Raw genomic sequence first — 26,381 nt, 5'->3', positions numbered from 1 at the left:
TTAAACGCCCGAAGCCTTGGCCGCTGCCACGTCTTTGATGGACAGCTTGATACGGCCGCGGTTGTCCACGTCCAGTACCAGCACTTCCACTTCCTGGCCTTCTTTCAGGATGTCGGTCACTTTCTCAACGCGAGCGTCGCTCAGCATGGAGATGTGAACCAGACCGTCCTTGCCCGGCAGGATGTTGACGAATGCGCCGAAGTCGACGATGCGCTCAACCTTGCCAACGTAGATCTTGCCGATTTCAGCTTCTGCAGTGATGCTCAGAACGCGCTGACGCGCCGCTTCTGCTGCATCCTTGGTTTCGCCGAAGATCTTGATCGAGCCGTCGTCTTCGATGTCGATCGAAGCCTTGGTTTCTTCACAGATCGCACGGATGGTCGCGCCACCTTTACCGATGACGTCACGGATCTTGTCGGTGTCGATCTTCATCGCGATCATGGTCGGAGCGTTGGCCGACAGTTCGGTACGCGACTGGCCGATGATCTGGTTCATCTGACCGAGGATGTTCAGGCGCGCTTCCAGGGCTTGGCCCAGAGCGATTTCCATGATCTCTTCGGTGATGCCTTTGATCTTGATGTCCATCTGCAGCGCGGTAACACCCTTGGCGGTACCGGCTACTTTGAAGTCCATGTCGCCCAGGTGATCTTCGTCACCGAGGATGTCGGTCAGAACGGCGAACTTCTCGCCTTCCTTGACCAGACCCATGGCGATACCGGCAACCGGTGCCTTCATCGGCACACCAGCGTCCATCAGGGCCAGGGAGGCGCCGCAAACGGAAGCCATCGAGCTCGAACCGTTGGATTCGGTGATTTCCGATACCACACGGATGGTGTACGGGAACACGTCAGCGGCCGGCAGCATGGCCGAAACCGAACGACGGGCGAGACGGCCGTGACCGATCTCACGGCGACCAGCACCCCCCATGCGACCACACTCGCCCACCGAGAACGGAGGGAAGTTGTAGTGCAGCATGAACGGGTCTTTTTTCTCGCCTTCCAGGGTGTCCAGCAGTTGGGCGTCACGGGCAGTGCCCAGAGTCGCGACTACCAGAGCCTGGGTTTCACCACGGGTGAACAGCGCCGAACCGTGAGTCTTCGGCAGCACGCCGACTTCGATGTTCAGCGGACGAACGGTTTTGGTGTCGCGACCGTCGATACGTGGCTTGCCGTTAACGATGTTTTCGCGAACGGTGCGGTATTCGATTTCGCCGAAAGCCGCTTTGACGTCGGCAGCGGATGGCTGGCCTTCTTCACCGGACAACTTGGCAACAACCTGATCCTTCAACTCGCCCAGGCGCGCATAACGGTCGGCCTTGACGGTGATGGTGTAAGCCTGGGAGATCGCTTCGCCGAACTCGGCACGGATAGCGCCCAGCAGTTCGGTGGCTTCTGGCGCAGGAGCCCAGGTCCAGGTTGGCTTGGCAGCTTCGGCAGCCAGTTCTTTAACAGCGTTGATCACCACCTGGAATTCGTCGTGAGCAAACAGCACCGCGCCCAGCATCTGGTCTTCGGTCAGCTCTTTGGCTTCCGACTCAACCATCAGTACGGCGTCGGAAGTACCGGCAACGACCATGTCCAGGCTCGAAGCAGCTTGCTGCTCGTAAGTCGGGTTCAGCAGGTAGCCGGTGCTTTCGTGGAAAGCAACGCGAGCGGCGCCGATCGGGCCGTCAAACGGAATACCCGAAATGGCCAGGGCAGCCGAGGTACCGATCATCGCAGCGATGTCCGGATCGGTCTTCTTGCTGGTGGAAACGACGGTGCAGACAACCTGCACTTCGTTCATGAAGCCTTCTGGGAACAGCGGACGGATCGGACGGTCGATCAGTCGGGAAGTCAGGGTTTCTTTCTCGGAAGGACGGCCTTCGCGCTTGAAGAAACCGCCAGGGATCTTACCGGCAGCGTAAGTCTTTTCCTGGTAGTGAACGGACAGAGGGAAGAAGCCCTTGCCTGGATCTGCCTGCTTGGCACCAACGACAGTCACCAATACGCTGACGTCGTCGTCAACGGTGACCAATACTGCGCCGGAGGCCTGACGGGCGATACGGCCTGTCTCGAGGGTAACGGTCGACTGACCGAACTGGAATTTTTTGATTACCGGGTTCACGGTGTCCTACCTTCTTTGTGGCTCTTGGGGGAACTGGTTTCTTGCGAATTCTTGGGCAATGTCGGGAATCGGCCCAACCCTTGTCCGAGGTAAAACGTGTATCCAGATAAAACTTGAGGCTGGGAGCCTGCAAGGCGCCAGTGGTAAACCACCGACGCCTTGCAGACCACCAACCTCATAGCGCAATCGCTGATTAGCGACGCAGACCCAGGCGAGCGATCAGAGCGCTGTAACGGCTCACGTCCTTGCCTTTCAGGTAGTCCAGCAGCTTGCGACGCTGGTTTACCATGCGGATCAGACCACGACGGGAGTGGTGATCTTTACCGTTGGCCTTGAAGTGACCTTGCAGTTTGTTGATGTTGGCGGTCAGCAGTGCAACTTGCACTTCTGGCGAACCAGTGTCACCAACAGCTTGCTGGTAGTCAGCAACGATTTGAGCTTTTTCTTGAACGTCGAGAGCCATGAGGCAATCCTTTTATCAGGAAACTGTTTCAGAAAAACAGTTTCAACAGGCCAGGGACAAATCCCTGTATCTATAAATGAGTCGTGACCGTGCCTGTTAACAGCCACACTCGCCGACCTGCTGTTACACAGGCCGGTTCCGGTCATTCTGACCGAATCAGTCGACGCGGCGCGATGCGCCCGTCTTCGCTCACTTCACCGATACCGATGAAGCGACCATTGTGATCCTGTACCCGCACCATGCCGAACTTCGGAGCATCCGGGGCACGTACCGGCTGGCCGTTGAGCCAGTAGAACGCGCTCGCTTCCGAGAAGTGCAGCAACGGCCAATCCTGCAGACCGCTGTCCGATGGCATCAGGAAGCGATCAACCGCTTCGTTGCCGCCTTCGGCATGTACCGCTTCGAGCTCTTCGAGGGTCACGGTCTGCGCCAGGGTGAAAGGCCCGGCCTGGGTACGGCGCAATTCAGCGACGTATGCACCACAACCGAGTTGCTCACCGATATCCTCCACCAGAGTGCGAATATAGGTGCCCTTGCTGCAGTCCACCGCAAGACGCGCAGTATCGCCTTCGAAGGCCAGCAATTCCAAGCGCGCAATAGTAACAGAACGCGGTTCGCGCTCCACTACTTCGCCTGCACGGGCCAGCTTGTACAGCGGCTGGCCATCACGCTTGAGCGCCGAGTACATCGGCGGTATCTGACTGATTTGCCCACGAAATTTCGGCAGGACCGCTTCGACATCGGCGCGACCAACGGTCACCGGGCGCTCCTGCAAGACTTCACCCTCGGCGTCTGCCGTGGTGGTGGTCTTGCCGAGCTGCGCCAGGGTTTCATAACCCTTGTCGGAATCCAGCAGGTATTGCGAAAACTTGGTCGCCTCGCCGAAACACAACGGCAACACGCCGGTGGCCAGCGGGTCGAGACTGCCGGTGTGCCCGGCTTTCTCGGCATTGAGCAGCCAGCGAACCTTCTGCAGCGCGGCGTTGGAGGTGAACCCCAGCGGCTTGTCGAGCAGGATGATACCGCTGACGTTACGACGGATACGTTTGACCTGAGCCACCGAGTTACTCCTTGGTGTCTTCAGGTTCAGCAGCGACCGGATGCTGATTGTCTTCAGCAACCGCACGCTCGATCAGGGCCGACAGGTGTGCGCCACGCACGACGGATTCGTCGTAGTGGAAATGCAACTGAGGCACGCTGCGCAGCTTCATTTCACGGGCCAGTTGCATGCGCAGGAAACCTGCGGCGGCATTGAGCACCTTGATACTTTGCGCGATATCTTCAGCGTTGTCCTGACCCATGACGGTGATGAAAATCTTTGCGTGACCCACGTCACGGCTGACTTCAACAGCGGTAATGGTGACCAGACCGACGCGCGGATCTTTGACTTCGCGACGGATCAGTTGAGCCAGCTCGCGCTGCATCTGATCGCCGATACGTTGGGTACGGCTGTATTCTTTTGCCATGATTTGTTACCTGTTACTGCCCAGCGGTGAAACCCGCAAGGTCTGAAAGCGGCAAACGCCCGGCCTGACAAAAGCCAGACCGGGCGTTGCGTTTAGAGTCCGGGTGATGCGCCACACTGTAGAGTGCGGCCGGCCATCACGGCTCCTGAAGTGCGCGAGTTAGAGGCTGCGAGCAACCTGAACCTTCTCGAAGACTTCGATCTTGTCGCCGACTTTGACGTCGTTGTAGCTCTTCACGCCGATACCGCATTCCATGCCGGCACGCACTTCGGAAGCGTCATCTTTAAAGCGGCGCAGGGATTCCAGCTCGCCTTCGAAGATAACGATGTCTTCACGCAGTACACGGATCGGACGGTTACGGTGCACAACACCTTCGATCACCATGCAGCCGGCGATCGCGCCAAACTTCGGCGAACGGAACACGTCACGCACTTCGGCCACGCCCAGGATGTTCTCGCGAACGTCGCTGCCGAGCATACCGGTCAGGGCTTTCTTGACGTCTTCGATGATGTCGTAGATCACGTTGTAGTAACGCATATCCAGACCTTCCTGCTCGACGATCTTGCGAGCGCCAGCATCGGCACGCACGTTGAAGCCGAACAGTACAGCGTTGGAAGCCAGTGCCAGGTTAGCGTCGGATTCGGTGATACCACCGACACCGCCACCGACGACGCGCACTTGCACTTCGTCGTTGCCCAGGCCGTTCAGAGCGCCTTGCAGAGCTTCCAGCGAACCACGGACATCGGACTTGAGGACGATGTTGAGCGTCTTCTTCTCGGCCTGACCCATGTTTTCGAAGATGTTTTCCAGCTTGCCGGCATGAGCGCGAGCCAGTTTGACTTCGCGGAACTTGCCTTGACGGAACAGAGCCACTTCACGGGCTTTCTTCTCGTCAGCCACTACGCTCATCTCGTCGCCAGCGTCCGGGGTGCCGTCCAGGCCGAGGATCTCGACAGGGATGGAAGGACCGGCTTCCTTGATTGGCTTGCCGTTCTCGTCGAGCATGGCACGCACGCGGCCATAGTTCGAGCCGACCAGAACCATGTCGCCCTGGCGCAGAGTACCGTCTTGAACCAGAACGGTTGCAACCGGGCCACGACCTTTGTCGAGACGCGATTCAACCACGACACCACGGCCAGGAGCCGATGGAGTCGCTTTCAGTTCGAGAACTTCAGCTTGCAGCAGAACGGCTTCGAGCAACTCATCCACGCCAGTACCGACTTTCGCCGACACCGGTACGAACGGCGTATCACCGCCCCAGTCTTCGGAAGTCACGCCGTGAACCGACAGTTCGCTACGGATGCGATCGAGATCGGCGCCCGGCTTGTCGATCTTGTTCACTGCAACAACCAGTGGAACGCCAGCCGCGACTGCGTGCTGAACGGCTTCAATCGTCTGCGGCATCACGCCGTCGTCCGCTGCAACCACCAGGATCACGATGTCGGTCGCCTTGGCACCACGAGCACGCATTGCGGTAAACGCAGCGTGACCCGGGGTGTCGAGGAAAGTGACCATGCCGCGTTCGGTTTCAACGTGGTACGCACCGATGTGCTGGGTGATACCACCGGCTTCGCCAGCAGCTACCTTGGCACGACGGATGTAGTCGAGCAGCGAGGTCTTACCGTGGTCAACGTGACCCATTACGGTCACGACTGGTGCACGGGAGAAGGTCTCGCCTTCAAACTTCAGGGACTCGGCCAGGGAGTCTTCCAGGGCGGTGTCGCTGACCAGGGTCACTTTGTGGCCCAGTTCTTCGGCTACCAGTTGAGCAGTTTCCTGATCGAGCACCTGGTTGATGGTCGCTGGAGTACCCAGTTTGAACATGAACTTGATGATTTCAGCAGCCTTGACCGACATCTGATTGGCGAGATCGCCAACAGTGATGGTCTCGCCGATCTGCACATCACGCACGACAGGGCCGGTTGGGCTCTGGAAACCGTGGGCGTTGCGCTTCTTCAGCTTGGCCTTGCCGCGACCACCACGACGGAAGCCATCGCTTTCTTCGTCAGTAGTGCGTGGCGCCACACGTGGAGCCGGCGCTTTTTCTTTGACCGATGCGCGATGCGGAGCGTTTTTGCGCTCGCCATCACCGCCACCGCGACGATTGTTGTCGTCAGCACGTGGCTTGTCCGGACGGCGCTGTTCGTTCTGCTTGTTGCGAACGTCTGCAGATGGAGCTGGAGCAGCGGCAACCACCGGCGCGCTTTCGCGCACAGGTTCGGCAGCTGCAGCCGGCGCAACGGCGTCGCTGGTAGCAGTTTGCGCAGCAGCAGGCTGGCGACGCGCTTCTTCTTCGGCGCGTTGCTTGGCTTCTTCTTCAGCCTTCTGACGGGCAGCATTTTCTACTGCGCGACGCTCATCCATCTCACGCTTGCGCTCGGCTTCGATTTCTTCCGGGCTGCGCTGTACGAATACTTTCTTCTTGCGAACTTCAACGCTGATGCTTTTGCTTCCAGCCACACGCAGGGTGCTGGTGGTTTTACGCTGCAGCGTGATCTTGCGTGGTTCTTCCACTTTCGCCTTGTGGCTGCTTTTCAAGTGAGTCAGCAGGGATTGCTTCTCACTGTCAGTCACATTTTCTTCGGCGGCGGTGTGCGGCAGACCTGCCTCACGCATCTGCTGCAACAGGCGCTCTACCGGTGTTTTGACCTCATCGGCCAGTTGTTTCACCGTGACTTGCGTCATGCACTTCTCTCCTCAGGCCGCGCCTAATTACTCGAACCAGTGGGCTCGGGCGGCCATGATCAACTTGCCGGCACGATCATCGTCAATGCCGTCGATGTCGAGCAGGTCGTCAATAGACTGCTCGGCCAGGTCTTCGCGGGTAATTACGCCGCGCACCGCCAGTTCCATCGCCAAATCCTTGTCCATACCCTCAAGCGAGAGCAGGTCTTCGGCCGGATGGGCGTCTGCCAGCTTTTCCTCAGTAGCGATGGCTTTGGTCAACAAACGATCCTTGGCACGAGCGCGAAGCTCGTTGACGGTATCTTCGTCAAAGCCGTCGATGTTGAGCATTTCTTCCAACGGTACGTAGGCAATCTCTTCCAGGCTGGTGAAGCCTTCATCTACCAGCACCTGTGCCAGATCTTCGTCTACTTCCAGCTCGTCGATGAAGTTGCGCAGGATGTCGCCGGTTTCTGCTTGTTGCTTAGCCTGGATGTCCGATTCGGTCATCACGTTCAGGGTCCAGCCAGTCAATTGGCTGGCCAGACGCACGTTCTGACCACCGCGACCGATGGCCTGAGCAAGATTGTCTGCGCCAACGGCGATGTCCATTGCATGGGCATCTTCGTCAACAATAATTGCCGCAACTTCGGCCGGGGACATGGCATTGATCACGAACTGAGCCGGGTTGTCGTCCCACAGAACGATATCTACACGCTCGCCACCCAACTCGCCCGACACTGCCTGGACACGCGAACCGCGCATACCGATGCAAGCGCCCTGCGGGTCGATGCGTTTGTCCTTGGAGCGAACCGCGATCTTGGCACGCGAACCCGGATCACGGGACGCAGCCATGACTTCGATCAGGCCTTCGGCAATTTCCGGCACTTCGATGCGGAACAGCTCGATCAGCATTTCCGGCGCGGTTCGCGACAGGATCAGCTGCGGGCCGCGGTTCTCGGTGCGGATTTCCTTGAGCAGCGCACGCAGACGCACGCCGACACGGAAGGTTTCGCGAGAAATGATGTCTTCACGGGCCAGCAACGCTTCAGCATTGTTACCCAGATCGACGATCACGTTGTCGCGGGTGACTTTCTTCACGGTGCCGGAGATGATTTCTCCCAGGCGCTCGCGATAGGCGTCGACCACTTGAGCGCGCTCGGCTTCGCGTACTTTCTGCACGATGACCTGCTTGGCAGTCTGCGCAGCAATGCGGCCGAACTCGATGGATTCGATTTTTTCTTCGACGACGTCGCCGACCTTGGCGCCAGGATGCGTCTCGGCAACCTTGGTTGGCCAGGTTTCGATGGCCGGATCGTCGAGATCATTCTCTTCGACGACCGTCCAGCGACGGAATGTCTCGTAAGAACCGGTGTGGCGGTTAATTTCCACACGCAGGTCTACTTCGTCCTCAAAACGCTTTTTGGTAGCAGTGGCCAGAGCCAGCTCCAGCGCTTCAAAAATTACGCTTGCCGGTACGCCCTTTTCATTGGATACCGACTCAACAACCAGCAGTACTTCTTTGCTCATCGTACGCCTCGCCTTTCGCAAGCCATTGGATCCGCGGGATCCGCGTCTCAGTCAAAACTGGGAATAATGTTGGCCTTGTCGATCAAATCGATCGGCAACAGGAACTCATGGTCATCTACCTGCACCACGACATCCTGCTCTTCTACACCGCGCAGAAGGCCCTGAAAGTTGCGTCGCCCTTCAAAAGGCGAGCGCAGCTTGATCTTCACTTGTTCACCGGCAAACTTTGCAAACTGCTCAAGAGTGAACAGCGGGCGCTCCATGCCAGGCGAGGAAACTTCGAGGGTGTATTCAACGGAAATTGGATCTTCAACATCCAGCACACCGCTGATCTGACGGCTGACAATGGCGCAATCGTCCACCAGCACGCCACCCTCTTTATCGATATAAACGCGCAACATCGAGTGACGACCCTGAGCCGAAAACTCGATACCCCAGCATTCATAGCCCAGGGCCACGACCACCGGGGCCAGCAAGGCCTGCAACTCTTCTAGCTTGCTCGACACCTGAACCCCCTAGTGCATGATATGTGCATGCTTTGCAAAATAAAAAATGGGCATAACGCCCATCCTTGAAATGCCGTCGAACAGCGGCATTGAAGTGTCCAGCTAACAAAAAGCCCCTTAAAAGGGGCTCCTTGAACTGGTTGCGGGGGCCGGATTCGAACCGACGACCTTCGGGTTATGAGCCCGACGAGCTACCAGACTGCTCCACCCCGCGACAAAGCTGGGGCGGAAGTATACGACCGAACCCCTACCAGGGTCAATGTAACCTTCCACCTGCAAGAAAGCCCGCAACAGCGGGCTTTCCTGACTAATTGGTACCGAGAAGGGGACTCGAACCCCTACACCCTATGGGCACAACCACCTCAAGGTTGCGTGTCTACCAATTCCACCACCTCGGCAAAACTACGTTTGAAACCCTTCTTACTTCTGCTCTTGAGCTGGAGGTACATCAGTCGCTGGAGTAGCCGACTTTTGCTCTTGAAGCACCGGGACATCATCAGAAGCCGGTTGCTGCTGCTTAGGTACTTCCAACACTGCTGGATCTGGCAAACCTGCTTGAGTCAGCTGATGAGCTTTCTCTTTAGCAAAGTATCCTAACCCCAAGCTGGTTATGAAGAAACCGGCGGCAAGTATAGCAGTAAATTTACTAAGAAAGGTAGAGGAACCTTGGCTTCCGAACACAGTATTTGAAGCACCTGCTCCGAAAGACGCGCCAGCGTCCGCACCTTTACCCTGCTGCAGCAAAACCAGAGCAACTACGCCCAATGCACCCAGCAGATGAAAAACGACTACGACTGTTTCCAGCATTTTTTCAGTTTCCCGCGGCGCGACAGATCGCACCGAACTCATCTGCATTCAGGGAAGCTCCACCAATGAGCCCCCCATCGATATCCGGCATGCCGAACAGTTCGACCGCATTGGCCGCCTTCACGCTGCCGCCGTATAGAAGCCGCACACCTCGTGCGACTTCAGAATTCTCTGCCGCCAGCTGCTCGCGAATGGCTTTATGCACATCCTGAGCTTGCTGCGGCGTTGCAGTCAGTCCGGTACCAATAGCCCAGACCGGCTCGTAAGCAATGACTGCCTTTGCAAAGGCGCCAACACCCAGCTCCTCGATGATGCTGCCCAGCTGACGCCCGACAACCTCAAGAGTTTTCCCGGCTTCGCGCTGCTCGAGGGTTTCCCCTATACACAACACCGGAATCAAGCCACATGCCTGTGCCGCTGCGAACTTGCGATTCAGCACCCCGTCTCGCTCCCCCATTATCTGGCGGCGTTCGGAGTGCCCGACAAGCACAAGGGAACAACCTGCATCCACCAACTGACTCGGTGCAATCTCACCGGTCAACGCACCTTGCATGGATTCCACCGCAGAATTCTGCGCACCGACCGAAATCGTTTTACCTTTCAAGCCATCAATCACCTGATTGATATACAAGCAAGGCGGGAATACCGCGACATCAACACCGCTTGGCAAGGCCAGATGACGTAGGCCGTTGATCAGCTCAGCGACGCTGGCGCGGGTACCGTGCATCTTCCAGTTACCAGCTACCATAGGGCGACGCATGCTGTACCTCGTCGGTCAAAGTGGGCGCAGATGTTACCCAACACAATCATGGCTTGCAAGCCGTATCAGGCAGAAACTTCAGTAACCAGTTTTGCCAGCTCATCGGCATAGTTGCGAACCTGGGTTTCGTCCTCGCCTTCGACCATTACGCGCACCAGAGGCTCTGTGCCGGACTTGCGCAGAAGCACACGACCGCGCCCCGCCATTGCCTGAGTAACACGCGCACTGGCTTCCTTGACGGCAGGATGTTCCAGCGGGCTTTCGCCACCACCAAAACGCACGTTGATCAGCACCTGCGGACACTTACGCAACGCCTGACGCGTTTGCGCCAATCCTTCATTACGCGTCTTGAGCGCCATCAGTACCTGCAATGCGGCGATGATGGCATCACCGGTCGTAGTGTGGTTGAAGCAAACGATATGCCCCGAATTCTCACCACCCACCAGCCAGTTGCGCTCCAGCAACTCGGCAATCACATAACGGTCACCGACGTTCGCCCGAATAAACGGGATCGACAGCTCCGCCAGTGCCAGCTCGAGACCCAGATTGCTCATTAGAGTGCCAACCACCCCGCCGTGTAATTTGCCGCGCTCATGCAGATCGCGCGCAATGATGAACAGCAGTTCATCACCATCAACGATGGCACCGGTGTGGTCGACCATCAGCACCCGATCACCGTCACCATCGAAGGCGATACCCAGATCGGCGTGCTCGGCCAGCACCGCAGCCTGCAACTGCCCCATATGGGTCGAGCCGCAATTGTCATTGATGTTCAGGCCATTAGGCTGAGCCGACAGCACGACCACTTCAGCGCCCAACTCGCGAAACACACTTGGCGCTACCTTGTAAGTGGCGCCGTGAGCGCAGTCGATGACGATTTTCAGGCCAGAGAAATTGGTACCGGTCGGCACGCTGCTCTTGCAGAACTCGATGTAACGACCGGAGGCATCATTGATCCGCGACACTTTGCCGATCTTGCTCGACTCGACCACCGTCATCGGCGCATCGAGCAGCTCTTCGATCATCAGCTCCAATTCGTCTGGCAGCTTGGTGCCCTTGCCCGAAAAAAACTTGATGCCGTTGTCATCATGCGGGTTGTGCGAGGCACTGATCACGATACCCGCCTCGGCCTGGAAGGTACGTGACAGATAGGCGATTGCCGGAGTCGGCATCGGCCCCAGCAACATCACATCGGCACCCGCCGACGTCAGACCAGCCTCAAGAGCGGATTCGAACATGTACCCTGAAATGCGCGTGTCCTTGCCGACCAGAACCTTGCAGGCACCCATTTTGCGAAATGCCATGCCCGCAGCCCAGCCGAGCTTGAGCATGAAGTCAGGAGTAATCGGGTATACGCCCACACGACCGCGAATGCCGTCAGTGCCAAAATATTTTTTGCTCATAAGTGCTCCATCATTCTTATTCGGCTGATTCAACGGCCGCGATCATGCGCACAACATCAACCGTTTCCGCCACATCATGGACGCGCAATATACGCGCGCCCTTCGTGGATGCCAGCGCAGCGAGCGCTAAACCGCCAAACAATCGCTCACCGACCGGACGATTCAAGGCATTGCCGATCATGCTTTTGCGCGAAACACCCACCAATAGCGGGCGACCCAGCGCATGCAAGGCCTCCATATGCTTGAACAAGCTTAGATTGTGCTGAAGGGTTTTTGCGAAACCAAAGCCGGGATCAAGAATGATTCGCTCTGCCGGAATACCGGCCGACGCACACTGCGCCATGCGCTCCACCAGAAATTCCGCCACTTCGCGGGTGACATCCTGATATCGCGGATCATTCTGCATATCGCCCGGTTCGCCGAGCATATGCATGAGGCAGACAGGCAATCCCGTAGCGGCCGCCGCATCCAGTGCACCATCACGCCGCAGCGCGCGCACATCATTGATCAGCCCCGCGCCCAGTCGCGCAGTTTCGCGCATGACCGCGGGAGTCGAGGTATCGACCGAGATGATCACATCAAGTTCGCGATTGATCAGCTCCACGATAGGCGCCACACGCTCAAGCTCCTCCAGCGGAGAAACCGCACGCGCGCCAGGGCGCGTCGACTCACCACCGACATCTATCAGCGTCGCGCCAGCCGCGACCATCGCTTCAGCATGACGCAACGCCGCATCGAGCTGGCTGTATCGGCCGCCATCGGAGAAGGAATCGGGAGTGACATTGAGAATGCCCATGACATGCGTCCGGGCCAAATCAAGAACCCGGTTGCCGCAAGGCAACCGGGTCAGGGACTGTACAGAAGTCATTTCAAACCTTAAACGTCAGCAGCCGGACCGCCAATCGGTGTTTCCGGACGCTCATCACGAACAACTGGCGGCGGAGGCGTACCAGTGCCACCCGACCAATCGCGAGGCTCGCGAGGCGTGCGGCCTGCCATGATGTCGTCAATCTGCTCAGCATCAATGGTTTCGTACTTCATCAGTGCATCGGCCATGGCATCAAGCTTGTCACGGTTGTCCGTGAGGATCTGCTTGGCGGTGCCGTAGCACTGGTCGATGATGCTGCGCACTTCGGAGTCAATCAGCTTGGCTGTTTCACCCGAGAAGCTGGCAGCCTGACCACCACCGCCACGACCGAGGAACACTTCACCCTCTTCTTCGGCATACATCAGCGGCCCGAGTTTTTCCGACAGCCCCCACTTGGTCACCATGTTCCGCGCAATCTGACTGGCACGCATGATGTCGTTGGAAGCCCCGGTGGTCACTCCATCGAAGCCCAAGGTCATTTCTTCAGCGATACGGCCACCGTAAAGCGAGCAGATCTGACTGATCAGGGCGCGCTTGGACAGGCTGTAGCGATCTTCTTCCGGCAGGAACATGGTCACACCCAGCGCACGACCGCGCGGGATGATCGACACTTTGTAGACCGGATCATGCTCAGGCACCACGCGGCCCACGATGGCGTGACCAGCTTCGTGATAAGCGGTGTTCTGCTTTTCTTTCTCGGACATGACCATCGATTTGCGCTCAGCGCCCATCATGATCTTGTCTTTGGCCAGCTCGAACTCTTTCATTTCAACGATGCGCTTGCCGCTACGCGCAGCGAACAGCGAGGCTTCGTTGACCAGGTTGGCGAGGTCGGCACCGGAGAAGCCAGGGGTACCGCGCGCGATAACAGCCGGAGCAACGTCGTCGCCCATTGGTACCTTGCGCATGTGAACCTTGAGAATCTGCTCACGACCACGGATGTCCGGCAGACCAACGACAACCTGACGGTCAAAACGGCCCGGACGCAGCAGCGCGGGGTCAAGTACATCAGGACGGTTCGTCGCAGCAATCACGATGATGCCGTCGTTCATCTCGAAGCCGTCCATCTCTACCAGCAACTGGTTGAGAGTCTGTTCGCGCTCGTCGTGACCGCCGCCCATGCCGGCGCCACGGTGGCGACCGACGGCGTCAATTTCGTCGATGAAGATGATGCATGGCGCGTGTTTCTTGGCCTGCTCAAACATGTCACGAACACGACTGGCACCGACACCGACGAACATCTCGACGAAGTCAGAACCGGAGATGGTGAAGAACGGCACCTTGGCTTCACCAGCAATCGCCTTGGCCAGCAAGGTCTTACCGGTACCCGGAGGACCAACCATCAGCACGCCGCGAGGAATGCGGCCACCCAGACGCTGGAACTTGCCCGGATCACGCAGGAACTCGACCAGTTCACCGACCTCTTCTTTAGCTTCGTCGCAACCGGCAACGTCAGCCAGAGTGGTTTTCACCTGATCTTCGGAGAGCAGCCGTGCCTTGCTCTTGCCAAAGCTCATCGGCCCGCCTTTGCCGCCAGCACCGCCCTGCATCTGGCGCATGAAGAACATGAACACCGCGATGATCACCAGGATCGGAAAGCTGGCTACCAGCAACTGGGTCCAGATGCTTTGCTGCTCAGGCTGCTTGCCTTCAACCACAACGTGGTTGTCGACCAGATCGCCGATCAGACCATTGTCCTGGATTGCCGGACGGATGGTCTTGAAGCTGTCGCCATCGTTGCGCTTGCCGGTAATCACATAACCATCAACGGCTACGCGCTCGACCTTGCCATCCTTGACCTGCTGGATGAAGTCGGAATAGTTGAGGGTCTGCGGCTCGTTAGGGCTGGAGAAGTTGTTCATCACCGTCACCAGGACAGCCGCAATGATCAACCACAGGATCAGATTCTTTGCCATATCGTTCAATTAACTACCCTCTGAAGCAAGCTCCGCTACTGGCGCGCGCTTCGCATGATATTCACCGGCCTAACTTACTACATAACCTACAACTCTGGCAGGCGCCGTCTGTAACCCTTTGTGAAACACTTTCTACACAATATTCGCTAATGCGCCCGGGGCGAAATACTAAAAACCTATCACCCCGCACAAAAAACTCGTTTTACTCACTACGACCGCGATAGCCCCAAGCCAGCATGTATTGCTCGCGGGAGCTGCCACGAGAGGAGTCCGGCTTGATCATCTGGATCTTGTCGAACTTCTTTCGAGCATCCTTCAGGTACACATCAAAGCCTTCGCCCTGAAAAATCTTGATCACAAAATTACCACCTGGTTTGAGTATCCGCTCCGCCAGATCAAGCGCCAGTTCGCAAAGGAACATGGCTTTGGGCATATCCACTTCAGGCGTACCACTCATATTGGGGGCCATATCGGAAATCACAAGGTCCACCTGCGAATTACCCACGGCTTCCAGGATCTGCGCCAGCACTGCATCCTCGGTGAAGTCACCCTGAATGAAAGTCACGTCCGGGATACTGTCCATTTCCAGGATATCCGAGGCGATCAGACGCCCCTGACCACCGATCAGCCGACTGGTGACCTGCGACCAGCCGCCGGGCGCTGCGCCCAGGTCGACGACGCTCATGCCCGGACGGATCAGCTTGTATTTCTCCTGGACTTCCAGAAGCTTGTAACTCGCACGCGAGCGGTAGCCATCCTTCTGCGCTTGCTTCACATAGGGATCGTTGACATGTCTTTTCAGCCAACCAAGGCTTGTCTTGGAACGCGCCATTGGGCACCTCGATGATTAGGGTCGTGATTAATTGGGCGGATCCACGAACCCTCGGGTAAAATGGCCGCCATTTTACAGAATCCAGACGAAAGGGTCAGATTATGCCGCTCACTCCAGAGCAGAAGAAACAGTACAAATCCATTGGCCACCACCTGAAACCAGTTCTGACGGTGGCTGACAACGGTTTGACTGAAGGTGTTTTAGCCGAACTTGAACGCGCTTTGGCGGATCACGAGCTGATCAAAATCAAGCTCAACATTCTTGATCGCGAATCGCGCCTGGCGCACATTGCCGAACTGTGCAAAGTCGGCAAAGCGGATCTGGTTCAGGTCATCGGCAAGATGGCACTGGTCTATCGCAAGAACTTCAGCGTCAACAAGCAGCTGTCGAACGTTCATCGTTTCAAATGATGACAGAGGTCAAGGGTGTGCCTCGCGCACCCTGACACTCCATCCCGGCACCGGTTGCAACACCAGCACCAACCCGGAAAAGCCCAGAATCAGAAAGCTGAACACCTGCCAACGCTGCGCCTCCGGCCAGCCGACACGCACTGCGACAAACATCGCACACGCATACAACGCCATCAACAGCACCTGCCCGCGAAAGTCCCGCCATAGACTGGCAAGGCCCTCGGCCTGTACCAGCACCAAAGCCTGAAAAATCACGCATGCGGCGGAAAAACCAACCACCAGCACTTCAAATGCACTGGCGACCTCATCGATCAGCAGCGGAGCCAGGCCAATCTTTCCCAGCGCCGGCTGCAAACCGAGATGAATCAGCCATAGACCGCCAACCCAAAGCATCTGGGTCAGCTGCCAAAGCATGGCGCCCGCATGCAGCGGGCGCCCCTTTTCAGATGTGACGGACTTCGACAATCTCGTACTCGATAACGCCGCCTGGCGTTTTCACGGCGACCACATCGCCCTCTTCCTTGCCGATCAAGGCACGGGCCAAAGGGGAGCCAACCGAAATCTTGCCGAGTTTGAAGTCAGCCTCATCCTCACCCACGATGTGGTAAGTGACGCTTTCGTCAGTCTCGACGTTGGCGATTTCAACAGTGGTACCGAAGATTACTTTGCCGGTGTGCGGAATCGTAGTGACATCAATGATGACCTGATTCTGAATCCGGCCTTCGATGTCACGAATCCGCGCTTCGACCATGCCCTGCTGTTCGCGCGCGGCATGGTATTCAGCGTTTTCTTTCAAGTCACCCAACTCGCGGGCCGTACCAATGTCCTGGCTGAGCTTGGGACGGACGACCTTGGTCAGGTGAGCGTGTTCTTCTTCCAGGGCTTTGGCGCCCTGGACGGTCATTGGATATTTGATCATGCCTTCAATCCTGCGTGTAGATCCTGCAAGCGGCGCACGGTCTTTTCCGGACCGAACTTCAGCGCTTCACAGATAGCTTCGCCAGCAGCAATGGTGGTGGTGCAGTAAATCTTGTGCTGCAAGGCATTGCGACGAATGGAGTACGAATCAGCGATCGACTGACGACCTTCAGTGGTGTTGATGATCAACGTGACTTCGTCATTCTTGATCATGTCGACCACGTGCGGGCGACCCTCGGTCACCTTGTTCACACGGCGCACTTTCAGGCCAGCGGCTTCGATCAGCTTGGCAGTGCCAGCGGTGGCAACCACTTCGAAGCCCAAGTTGATCAGATCACGGGCCACGCCTGCAACCAGTGGCTTGTCGTCATCACGCACGCTGATGAACGCGGTACCGCCAGTCGGCAGCACTTCGCTGGCACCCATCTGGGCCTTGGCGAATGCTTCACCGAAGGTGTCGCCGACGCCCATCACTTCACCGGTGGACTTCATCTCTGGGCCGAGGATCGGGTCAACGCCAGGGAATTTGGCGAACGGGAACACCGCCTCTTTCACGCTGTAGAAGTTCGGGATGATTTCCTTGGTGAAGCCGATTTCTTTCAGGGTCTTACCGGCCATCACGCGGGCAGCGATCATGGCCAGGGAGACACCGATGCACTTCGATACGAACGGTACGGTACGCGAGGCGCGCGGGTTGACTTCGATGACGTAGATATCTTCGCCTTGCAAAGCCAACTGCACGTTCATCAGGCCGACAACGCCCAGCTCCAGGGCCATTTTCTTGACCTGTTCGCGCATTTCGTCCTGGATGTGCGCCGGCAGCGAGTAAGGCGGCAGCGAGCACGCGGAGTCACCGGAGTGAACGCCCGCCTGTTCGATGTGCTGCATGATCGCGCCGATCACTACGTCTTTGCCGTCGCAAACCGCATCCACGTCCATTTCGATGGCGCAGTTGAGGAAGTGGTCGAGCAGCACCGGGCTGTCGTTCGACACTTGCACCGCATCACGCAGGTAACGCTTGAGTTCGTCTTCCTTGTATACGATTTCCATTGCACGGCCGCCCAGTACGTAGGACGGGCGCACCACCAGCGGATAACCGATTTTGGCTGCAGCGCGAACAGCTTCGTCTTCGCTGCGCACGGTGGCGTTTGGCGGCTGACGCAAGTTCAGGCGCTCAACCATTTGCTGGAAGCGCTCACGGTCTTCGGCACGGTCGATGGCGTCAGGGCTGGTGCCGATGATCGGCACGCCAGCCGCTTCCAGAGCGCGAGCCAGTTTCAGTGGAGTCTGGCCGCCGTACTGGACGATCACGCCTTTCGGCTTCTCGACGCGGCAGATTTCCAGTACGTCTTCCAGGGTTACAGGCTCGAAGTACAGACGGTCGGACGTGTCGTAGTCAGTCGAAACAGTTTCCGGGTTGCAGTTGACCATGATGGTTTCGTAGCCGTCTTCGCGCAGTGCGAGGGCCGCGTGAACGCAGCAGTAGTCGAACTCGATGCCTTGGCCAATACGGTTCGGACCGCCGCCCAGAATCATGATCTTGTCGCGACCGGACGGCGCAGCTTCGCACTCTTCCTCGTAGGTCGAGTAGAGGTAGGCGGTGTCGGTGGCGAACTCAGCGGCGCAGGTGTCAACGCGCTTGTAGACCGGGAATACTTCGAGCTTTTGACGGTGCGTGCGCAGATTCTTCTCGGTCACGCCCAACAGCTTGGCCAGACGCTGGTCGGAGAAACCTTTGCGCTTGAGCTTGAACATCAGGTCGCGGTCGATAGCGGACAGACCGAGGGTCTTGACCTTCTCTTCGTCCTTGATCAGATCTTCGATCTGCACCAGGAACCATGGATCGATCATGTTCATGCCGAAGATTTCTTCGACCGTCATGCCGGCGCGGAAAGCGTCCGCGACGTACCAGATACGCTCGGCGCCCGGCACGGTCAGTTCGCGCTTGAGCACGCTCATGCTTTCCGGGTTGCTCAGGTCGAGCTTCTCGTCCAGACCGCATACGCCCACTTCCAGACCGCGCAGGGCTTTCTGCAGGGATTCCTGGAAAGTACGGCCGATGGCCATGACTTCACCGACCGACTTCATTTGAGTGGTCAGTCGCGCATCTGCCTTGGCGAATTTCTCGAAGGCAAAACGTGGCAGCTTGGTGACGACGTAGTCGATGGATGGCTCGAAGGACGCCGGGGTCTTGCCGCCGGTGATGTCGTTCGACAGTTCGTCTAGGGTGTAGCCCACAGCCAGTTTGGCCGCGACTTTAGCAATCGGGAAACCGGTGGCTTTCGAAGCCAGAGCCGAGGAACGCGATACACGCGGGTTCATTTCGATCACGACCATGCGGCCAGTGTTCGGGCAGATACCGAATTGAACGTTGGAACCGCCGGTCTCGACGCCGATCTCGCGCAATACCGCCAGCGAGGCGTTACGCAGGATCTGATATTCCTTGTCGGTCAGGGTCTGTGCTGGAGCCACGGTGATCGAGTCACCGGTATGCACGCCCATCGGATCAAAGTTTTCAATCGAGCAAACGATGATGCAGTTGTCCTTCTTGTCGCGGACAACTTCCATTTCATATTCTTTCCAGCCGATCAGCGATTCGTCGATCAGCAGCTCTTTGGTCGGCGACAGGTCCAGACCACGGGCGCAGATTTCTTCGAACTCTTCACGGTTGTAGGCGATACCGCCACCGGTGCCGCCCATGGTGAAGGACGGACGGATGATGCACGGGAAACCCAGGGTTTCGAGAACCGCGTTGGCTTCTTCCATGCTATGGGCGATACCGGAGCGCGGGCACGCCAGGCCGATGGACTTCATCGCCTTGTCGAAACGCGAACGGTCTTCAGCCTTGTCGATGGTGTCGGCGTTGGCGCCGATCATTTCTACGCCGAACTTCTCCAGAACGCCTTCGCGCTCCAGATCCAATGCACAGTTCAGGGCGGTCTGGCCGCCCATGGTTGGCAGCACCGCGTCCGGACGCTCTTTTTCGATGATCTTGGCAACGGTCTGCCATTTGATCGGCTCGATGTAGGTGGCGTCGGCCATGTCCGGGTCGGTCATGATGGTGGCCGGGTTGGAGTTCACCAGGATGACGCGGTAGCCCTCTTCGCGCAGGGCTTTACAGGCCTGGGCGCCGGAGTAGTCGAATTCGCAGGCCTGGCCGATAACGATCGGGCCAGCGCCGAGAATCAGGATGCTTTTAATGTCTGTACGTTTTGGCATGGGTTTGTCACTCAAATCCGCAGGTCAGTCGGCAAGCCGTCTTGATCGATTTCTGAAGTCTCGAAGGGGCCGCCGGTTGCCGGGGCCTCCCTCGAGGGCTTCTCTCTACAGTCTCAAGGCGAACGCTTAGCGTCGCTTGGCCATCTCGTTGATGAAGCGGTCGAACAGTGGCGCAACGTCGTTCGGCCCCGGGCTCGCTTCAGGGTGACCCTGGAAGCTGAACGCGCTCTTGTCGGTACGCTCGATGCCTTGCAGGGTGCCGTCGAACAGCGATTTGTGGATCGCACGAACGTTGGCTGGCAGGGTTTCTTCGTCCACCGCAAAACCGTGGTTCTGGCTGGTGATCATCACAACGCCAGTGTCCAGATCCTGCACCGGGTGGTTGGCACCGTGGTGGCCATGGCCCATTTTCAGGGTCTTGGCGCCGGATGCCAGTGCCAGCAACTGGTGACCAAGGCAGATGCCGAACACCGGAATTTCGGTTTCCAGCACTTCCTTGATTGCCTTGATCGCGTAGTCGCATGGCTCCGGATCACCAGGGCCGTTGGACAGGAACACGCCGTCCGGCTTCAGTGCCAGCACATCGGCAGCTGGCGTCTGGGCAGGCACCACAGTAACGCGGCAGCCGCGCTCGACCAGCATGCGCAGGATGTTGACCTTGACGCCGTAGTCGTAGGCAACCACGTGGAAAGGCAGCTCGGAAGCATCGATGGTCGCGTGGCTGTCGGTCTTCAGATCCCAGACAGTCGAGCGCCATTCGTATTGGGTCTTGGTGCTGACGACTTTCGCCAGGTCCATGCCTTTCAGGCCCGGGAAGCCTTGCGCCGCGGCGATGGCCGCTTCTTCGGAGATGTTGTCGCCGGCCATGATGCAGCCGTTCTGTGCGCCCTTTTCACGCAGGATGCGGGTCAGGCGACGGGTGTCGATACCGGCGATTGCCACAACGTTGTTGGCTTTCAGGTAGTCGGACAGGGACATCGTGTTACGCCAGTTGCTCGCTACCAGCGGCAGATCACGGATGACCAGGCCAGCGGACCATACGCGGTCGGACTCGGCATCTTCCGGCGTGGTGCCGGTGTTGCCGATGTGCGGGTAAGTCAGGGTAACGATCTGTTGGGCGTAGGAAGGATCGGTAAGGATTTCCTGATAGCCGGTCATTGCGGTGTTGAACACCACCTCACCAACGGTTTGACCGTCGGCACCAATGGCTTCGCCGCGAAAAATGCTGCCATCAGCAAGGGCAAGTATGGCTGGCTTAGTCAAGAAGACCTCCCGTAAATAACGCATGAAAGGGCGATCGCAGGTTGTAAAAAAGCGGAGTGACGTATGGACACGTCACCCCGCTTCTTCACTGAATTATTCTGCGCGCTTTTAGTGGACACACTAAAGCTGTAGCTTACAGAAAAAGGCTTTTTTGGTCCACCGCTAAAGAGCCTAAAAGGCTGGAGAATGCGACAGGAAGTCGCTCAGCAGAGAAAAACCAGCGCAAACAGGGCGTTCGCGCTGGATTCAAACGATGACTCAACGCAAGTCGAGCACATCCTGCATGTCGTACAGACCCGGCTCACGACCATCCAGCCACAGCGCAGCACGCACCGCGCCCTTGGCGAACGTCATGCGGCTCGACGCTTTGTGCGTGATCTCCAGCCGCTCACCTTCGCAGGCGAACAGCACGGTGTGATCACCCACCACATCACCACCGCGCACGGTGGCAAAACCGATGGTTTCACGCTCGCGAGCGCCGGTGTGACCTTCGCGACCGTAGACCGCAACCTGCTGCAGATCACGATCCAACGCACTGGCGATAACTTCACCCATGCGCAGCGCCGTACCCGACGGCGCATCGATCTTGTGACGGTGATGGGCTTCGATGATTTCGATGTCCGCATCATCACCCAATACGCGGGCCGCCATATCGAGCAACTTCAGCGACAGATTGACGCCGACGCTGAAGTTGGCCGCGAACACGATTGGAATGTCCTTGCCCGCCTCGACCAGCAACTGCTTCTGCGCTGCGTCCAGGCCCGTGGTGCCGATGACCATGGCCTTGCCAGCCTTGCGGCAGAAAGCGAGGTTTTTCAGCATCACTTCCGGCAGGGTGAAGTCGATCAACACATCGAACTCTTCAGCTACCGCCTCAATATGCCCGGACAGAGGCACGCCGATACGCCCCAGCGATGCCAGTTCACCGGCATCGACGCCGATCAGCGTGCTGCCGGGACGAACCACAGCAGCGGTCAAACCGGTCAGCGGCGCGCGCTGCTGCACGGCCTCGACCAGAATCTTGCCCATGCGCCCAGCAGCGCCCATCACAGCTATACGTCGCATGCCGACTCCTTACAGATCGCCGAAGAAGCGCTTCACACCGTCGAACCAACCGGTGGTTTTCGGCGAATGGCTGTTGTCGTCTGCCAGCGAGCTGCGGAACTCTTCCAGCAGTTCGCGCTGACGACGATTCAGATTGACCGGCGTCTCGACTGCGACGCGGCACATCAGGTCGCCCGCACCACCGCCACGCACCGGCGCAACCCCTTTGCCACGCACGCGGAACTGCTTGCCGGTCTGGGTGCCTTCAGGGATTTTCAGTTTGACGCGACCGTCGAGGGTCGGAATTTCCAACTCGCCGCCCAAGGCTGCGTCGACGAAGCTGATCGGCACTTCGCAGAACAGATGCTTGCCGTCACGCTGGAAGATGTCGTGTTCGCGGACATTGATGACCACGTACAGATCGCCGGTCGGACCACCTTGCGTACCCGCCTCGCCCTCGCCGGACAGACGAATACGATCACCGGTATCCACGCCTGCCGGCACTTTGACCGACAGGGTCTTGTACTCTTCGACACGACCGTCGCCGTGGCAGGAATCGCACGGATCGGAAATGATCTTGCCCTGGCCATGGCAGCGCGGGCAGGTCTGCTGCACCGAGAAGAAGCCCTGCTGCATGCGCACCTGACCGATGCCACCGCAAGTCGGGCACGTCGAAGGTGACGATCCTTTCTTGGCACCGGACCCGTCGCAAGGCTTGCAGTTGACCAGCGTCGGAACGCGGATATTCACCGTCGTGCCACGCACTGCCTCTTCCAGGTTCAGCTCCAGGGTGTAGCGCAAGTCGCTGCCGCGCTGAGCGCCGCCACGGGAACCGCCGCGACCACCACCGAAGAAATCACTGAAAACATCACCAAAGATGTCAGAGAAGTTCTGACCGCCGAAACCGGCACCGCCGCCCCCCATGCTTGGGTCGACGCCAGCATGACCGTATTGGTCGTAAGCTGCGCGCTTGCTGGAATCGGACAGGACTTCATAGGCCTCGTTGGCCTCTTTGAACATGTCTTCCGATGCTTTGTCACCGGGATTACGGTCCGGGTGATGCTTCATCGCCAAACGACGATAGGCCTTCTTCAGGTCTGCATCGCTTGCGCCACGCTCAACACCCAACACTTCGTAAAAGTCACGCTTTGCCATAAGTCTTCTGCACTCTTGAGGACGTTCGGCAAACCCCTCCTGAGGATGGCCAAACTCGTTGAGCCCCAATACAGGCCCGGACCCAACTCACGTCAATTCAACGATCCTGGTCTTTGTTTCTTGCGGTACTTTCGGCATGAAAAGCAGGAGCATCTTCAGCCATACCGCCAGCATCCGAACGTTGTCGCACGCTGTAAAAATTCGCGTATTCCAGATACGCCAACGCGGGAGCTAGCTCCCGCGCGGCGACATCCTACCAGCCACCGCCTAAAGGCAGTCAACCGGCCGACCAACAACTTACTTGTGGTCTTTGACTTCTTCGAACTCGGCCTCGACAACATCGTCAGCCTTTTCAGCTTTCTCGTCGTGCGGTGCCGCGCCTTCAGCAGGCTGAGCCTGTTCGGCGTACATCTTCTGGGCAACCGGCGCCGAGACTTTCGACAGCTCTTCAACTTTGGCTTCGATGGCAGCCTTGTCGTCGCCTTTTACAGCGGCTTCCAGAGCAACCACAGCAGCTTCAATCGCAGCTTTCTCTTCGGCGGTGACCTTGTCGCCCGCGTCAGCGATCATTTTGCGAGTCGAGTGAACCAGTGCGTCGCCCTGGTTGCGGGCAGCGGCCAGCTCTTCGAACTTGCGGTCTTCCTCGGCATTTGCCTCGGCATCACGCACCATGCGCTCGATTTCTTCGTCGGACAGACCGGAGTTGGCCTTGATCACGATCGACTGAGTCTTGCCGGTCGCCTTGTCTTTCGCACCAACGTGCAGGATGCCGTTAGCGTCGATGTCGAAGGTCACTTCGATCTGCGGCACGCCACGTGGAGCAGGTGGAATGTCAGCCAGGTCGAACTTGCCCAGGGACTTGTTCTGAGCGGCTTGCTTACGCTCGCCCTGCAGAACGTGAATGGTCACAGCACCCTGGTTGTCGTCGGCAGTCGAGAACACTTGCGATTTCTTGGTAGGAATCGTGGTGTTTTTCTCGATCAGCGCGGTCATCACGCCACCCATGGTTTCGATACCCAGGGTCAGCGGGCTGACGTCGAGCAGCAAAACGTCCTTCACGTCACCGGCCAGAACAGCGCCCTGAATCGCGGCACCCATGGCCACCGCTTCGTCCGGGTTCACGTCTTTACGAGCTTCTTTACCGAAGAAATCGGTAACCAGCTTCTGTACCAGCGGCATACGGGTCTGACCGCCAACCAGGATCACGTCGTTGATCGCGCCAACGTCCAGACCCGCGTCTTTCATGGCGATGCGGCAAGGTTCGATGGTGCGCTGAACCAGGTCTTCAACCAGTGCTTCGAGCTTGGCACGCGAGATTTTCACGTTCAGGTGCTTAGGACCGGTGGCGTCTGCAGTGATGTACGGCAGGTTGACGTCGGTCGACTGAGCGGAAGACAGCTCGATCTTGGCTTTCTCGGCAGCCTCTTTCAGGCGCTGCATGGCCAGCGGATCACCTTTGAGGTTCATGCCGCTTTCTTTCTTGAATTCGTCAACGAGGTAGTCGATCAGACGAATGTCGAAGTCTTCACCGCCGAGGAACGTGTCACCGTTGGTGGCCAGTACTTCGAACTGGTGCTCGCCATCAACTTCAGCGATCTCGATCACGGAAACGTCGAAAGTACCGCCACCCAGGTCATAAACGATCACGGTGTGATCGCCCTTGGCCTTGTCCATACCGTAAGCCAGAGCAGCTGCGGTTGGTTCGTTGATGATACGTTTTACGTCCAGACCCGCGATGCGGCCGGCGTCTTTGGTCGCCTGACGCTGGCTGTCGTTGAAGTAGGCCGGAACGGTGATCACCGCTTCGGTCACTGGCTCGCCGAGGTAGTCTTCGGCGGTCTTCTTCATTTTCTTCAGAATTTCAGCCGAGATCTGTGGCGGGGCCATTTTCTGGCCGTTCACTTCAACCCAAGCGTCGTTGTTTTCGGCCTTGACGATCTTGTAAGGGACCATCTGGATATCTTTCTGCACAACTTCTTCGTCGAAACGACGACCGATCAGACGCTTTACCGCGTACAGAGTGTTGTGCGGATTGGTCACAGCCTGACGCTTGGCCGACTGACCTACCAGAATTTCGCCATCGTTGGCGTAAGCGATGATCGACGGCGTGGTACGCGCGCCTTCAGCGTTTTCGATAACTTTTGCTTTGCCGTTTTCCAGCACGGAGACGCAGGAGTTGGTGGTCCCCAGGTCGATACCGATAATTTTGCCCATGTTAACTCTCCCGAAACTTTGGATTTTGTTGCCGCAGCAGTGGTGGCTAACTGCGGTAATACTTAAACGCTTGACTTATAAATGGGGGCCTTGCGGCGGATTTCAAGCCTGCTCGTCAATCGAAGGCGAAACCGGCGCAGGTGCCTTGCTGACCACGACCATTGCCGGACGCAGCAAGCGACCATTGAGCTGGTAACCCTTCTGGAAAACCTTCAGAACACTGTTCGGCTCGACGTCAGCGCTTTCCTGCATGGCCATCGCCTGATGGTGAACGGCGTTGAACGGTTCGCCATGCGGATCGATCGCTTCAAGCTGATAACGCTTGAGGGTGTCGTGGAACATCTTCAGGGTCAGCTCGATGCCTTCGCGCATCGGACGAATGCTTTCGTCGTCCGGGTTCGACAGCTCAAGGCCGCGCTCCAGACTGTCGACAATCGGCAACAGGTCGCTGGCGAATTTTTCCAGGGCAAACTTGTGCGCCTTTTCAACGTCCTGTTCGGCACGGCGACGGACGTTCTGCAGATCGGCAGCTACACGCAGAGATTGATCCTGCGCGGCGGCCAATTGCTCTTCGAGCACTTGCACACGGGTCGCCAGGTCATCACCCGAACCTTCGGGCGCCTGATTGGCTTCTGGGTTTTGCGTATCTACTGTCTGTTCGTCAGCCATAGAATTCTCCTTTCAATTTCGTCCGCGAGCCTGACTCGCGCTTCTGCCCCGATATATGGGGCCGCAAAATCAGGCTTCAAGGGCCTTCAAACATTAACCCTACAAAAAAGTGTCGAATCCTCATTCCTCGATGCGCTAAGCAGATTGTCGGTTCAAGCAAATCGAGCT

General features: G+C 57.8%; 22 protein-coding genes and 2 tRNA genes. 1 reads left to right on the top strand and 23 read right to left on the bottom strand.

The window, feature by feature from the left end:
- The 15 genes from pnp to rlmE form a co-directional block, all read right to left on the bottom strand.
- Positions 1 to 2,106 carry a polyribonucleotide nucleotidyltransferase gene (gene pnp / locus AACY19_RS08450; protein ID WP_339449795.1) on the bottom strand — a complete coding sequence of 702 codons (2,106 nt, stop codon included), beginning with the start codon at positions 2,104 to 2,106 and terminating at the stop codon, positions 1 to 3.
- A gap of 193 nt (positions 2,107 to 2,299) precedes the next feature.
- Positions 2,300 to 2,569 carry a 30S ribosomal protein S15 gene (rpsO, locus tag AACY19_RS08445; protein ID WP_011332409.1) on the bottom strand — a complete coding sequence of 90 codons (270 nt, stop codon included), beginning with the start codon at positions 2,567 to 2,569 and terminating at the stop codon, positions 2,300 to 2,302.
- A gap of 142 nt (positions 2,570 to 2,711) precedes the next feature.
- Positions 2,712 to 3,629 (bottom strand): tRNA pseudouridine(55) synthase TruB, encoded by a 918-nt coding sequence (gene truB, locus AACY19_RS08440; protein ID WP_024011571.1) that lies wholly within the window; start codon positions 3,627 to 3,629, stop codon positions 2,712 to 2,714.
- A gap of 4 nt (positions 3,630 to 3,633) precedes the next feature.
- A complete protein-coding gene (rbfA, locus tag AACY19_RS08435) occupies positions 3,634 to 4,035 on the bottom strand; it encodes a 30S ribosome-binding factor RbfA (protein ID WP_007915259.1) in 402 nt (133 codons plus the stop codon).
- Between the two features lie 159 nt (positions 4,036 to 4,194).
- Positions 4,195 to 6,720, bottom strand: coding sequence for a translation initiation factor IF-2 (infB, locus tag AACY19_RS08430; RefSeq protein WP_339449788.1), 2,526 nt, complete (start codon positions 6,718 to 6,720; stop codon positions 4,195 to 4,197).
- A gap of 27 nt (positions 6,721 to 6,747) precedes the next feature.
- Entirely contained in the window at positions 6,748 to 8,229 is a 1,482-nt protein-coding gene (nusA, locus tag AACY19_RS08425; protein ID WP_007915252.1) for a transcription termination factor NusA, read from the bottom strand.
- A gap of 47 nt (positions 8,230 to 8,276) precedes the next feature.
- The gene (rimP, locus tag AACY19_RS08420) at positions 8,277 to 8,735 is read right to left on the bottom strand and encodes a ribosome maturation factor RimP (RefSeq protein ID WP_339449784.1); all 459 of its coding nucleotides are present in this window, start codon (positions 8,733 to 8,735) and stop codon (positions 8,277 to 8,279) included.
- A 137-nt stretch (positions 8,736 to 8,872) separates the two neighbouring features.
- Positions 8,873 to 8,949 (bottom strand) — tRNA-Met (locus AACY19_RS08415).
- A 98-nt stretch (positions 8,950 to 9,047) separates the two neighbouring features.
- Positions 9,048 to 9,133: transfer RNA gene (locus AACY19_RS08410), tRNA-Leu, on the bottom strand.
- Between the two features lie 22 nt (positions 9,134 to 9,155).
- Positions 9,156 to 9,542 carry a preprotein translocase subunit SecG gene (gene secG / locus AACY19_RS08405; RefSeq protein ID WP_027610782.1) on the bottom strand — a complete coding sequence of 129 codons (387 nt, stop codon included), beginning with the start codon at positions 9,540 to 9,542 and terminating at the stop codon, positions 9,156 to 9,158.
- 4 nt (positions 9,543 to 9,546) lie between these two features.
- Entirely contained in the window at positions 9,547 to 10,302 is a 756-nt protein-coding gene (tpiA, locus tag AACY19_RS08400) for a triose-phosphate isomerase (protein WP_339449782.1), read from the bottom strand.
- Positions 10,303 to 10,367: 65 nt separating this feature from the next.
- The gene (gene glmM, locus AACY19_RS08395) at positions 10,368 to 11,705 is read right to left on the bottom strand and encodes a phosphoglucosamine mutase (RefSeq protein WP_339449780.1); all 1,338 of its coding nucleotides are present in this window, start codon (positions 11,703 to 11,705) and stop codon (positions 10,368 to 10,370) included.
- Between the two features lie 16 nt (positions 11,706 to 11,721).
- Positions 11,722 to 12,573 (bottom strand): dihydropteroate synthase, encoded by an 852-nt coding sequence (folP, locus tag AACY19_RS08390; RefSeq protein WP_339449778.1) that lies wholly within the window; start codon positions 12,571 to 12,573, stop codon positions 11,722 to 11,724.
- A gap of 8 nt (positions 12,574 to 12,581) precedes the next feature.
- Entirely contained in the window at positions 12,582 to 14,489 is a 1,908-nt protein-coding gene (gene ftsH, locus AACY19_RS08385; RefSeq protein WP_016986501.1) for an ATP-dependent zinc metalloprotease FtsH, read from the bottom strand.
- Positions 14,490 to 14,691: 202 nt separating this feature from the next.
- On the bottom strand, positions 14,692 to 15,321 hold the full coding sequence (rlmE, locus tag AACY19_RS08380; RefSeq protein WP_008088328.1) for a 23S rRNA (uridine(2552)-2'-O)-methyltransferase RlmE: 630 nt from the start codon (positions 15,319 to 15,321) through the stop codon (positions 14,692 to 14,694).
- 101 nt (positions 15,322 to 15,422) lie between these two features.
- On the opposite strand from rlmE, the gene AACY19_RS08375 reads away from it, so the two are divergent.
- Positions 15,423 to 15,731, top strand: a complete 309-nt coding sequence (locus tag AACY19_RS08375) for a YhbY family RNA-binding protein (protein ID WP_003221534.1) — start codon at positions 15,423 to 15,425, stop codon at positions 15,729 to 15,731.
- A 9-nt stretch (positions 15,732 to 15,740) separates the two neighbouring features.
- Here the strand turns inward: AACY19_RS08375 and AACY19_RS08370 are convergent, their stop codons facing one another.
- The 8 genes from AACY19_RS08370 to grpE all read right to left on the bottom strand — a co-directional run bounded on the left by AACY19_RS08370 (position 15,741) and on the right by grpE (position 26,213).
- Entirely contained in the window at positions 15,741 to 16,145 is a 405-nt protein-coding gene (locus AACY19_RS08370; RefSeq protein ID WP_339449775.1) for an MFS transporter, read from the bottom strand.
- A 28-nt stretch (positions 16,146 to 16,173) separates the two neighbouring features.
- Positions 16,174 to 16,650 (bottom strand): transcription elongation factor GreA, encoded by a 477-nt coding sequence (gene greA, locus AACY19_RS08365; protein ID WP_122843107.1) that lies wholly within the window; start codon positions 16,648 to 16,650, stop codon positions 16,174 to 16,176.
- The gene (gene carB, locus AACY19_RS08360; protein ID WP_123451557.1) at positions 16,647 to 19,868 is read right to left on the bottom strand and encodes a carbamoyl-phosphate synthase large subunit; all 3,222 of its coding nucleotides are present in this window, start codon (positions 19,866 to 19,868) and stop codon (positions 16,647 to 16,649) included. The genes greA and carB overlap by 4 nt, the downstream gene beginning before the upstream one ends.
- A gap of 126 nt (positions 19,869 to 19,994) precedes the next feature.
- Positions 19,995 to 21,131, bottom strand: a complete 1,137-nt coding sequence (carA, locus tag AACY19_RS08355) for a glutamine-hydrolyzing carbamoyl-phosphate synthase small subunit (protein ID WP_339449763.1) — start codon at positions 21,129 to 21,131, stop codon at positions 19,995 to 19,997.
- 258 nt (positions 21,132 to 21,389) lie between these two features.
- Positions 21,390 to 22,196, bottom strand: coding sequence for a 4-hydroxy-tetrahydrodipicolinate reductase (gene dapB / locus AACY19_RS08350; protein ID WP_339449761.1), 807 nt, complete (start codon positions 22,194 to 22,196; stop codon positions 21,390 to 21,392).
- A gap of 9 nt (positions 22,197 to 22,205) precedes the next feature.
- Positions 22,206 to 23,330: a molecular chaperone DnaJ gene (gene dnaJ, locus AACY19_RS08345; RefSeq protein WP_339449759.1), complete on the bottom strand. Its 1,125-nt coding sequence runs from the start codon at positions 23,328 to 23,330 to the stop codon at positions 22,206 to 22,208.
- Positions 23,331 to 23,627: 297 nt separating this feature from the next.
- Complete coding sequence (gene dnaK / locus AACY19_RS08340; RefSeq protein WP_339449757.1) at positions 23,628 to 25,544, bottom strand: molecular chaperone DnaK; 1,917 nt, start codon at positions 25,542 to 25,544, stop codon at positions 23,628 to 23,630.
- Between the two features lie 102 nt (positions 25,545 to 25,646).
- Positions 25,647 to 26,213 carry a nucleotide exchange factor GrpE gene (gene grpE / locus AACY19_RS08335; protein ID WP_339449755.1) on the bottom strand — a complete coding sequence of 189 codons (567 nt, stop codon included), beginning with the start codon at positions 26,211 to 26,213 and terminating at the stop codon, positions 25,647 to 25,649.
- Between the last annotated feature and the right edge of the window lie 168 nt (positions 26,214 to 26,381).

Origin of the sequence: Pseudomonas sp. EA_5y_Pfl2_R50 (assembly GCF_963970475.1) — a bacterium.
GTDB lineage: Bacteria > Pseudomonadota > Gammaproteobacteria > Pseudomonadales > Pseudomonadaceae > Aquipseudomonas.
This window is presented reverse-complemented; position numbering and strand designations above follow the sequence as displayed.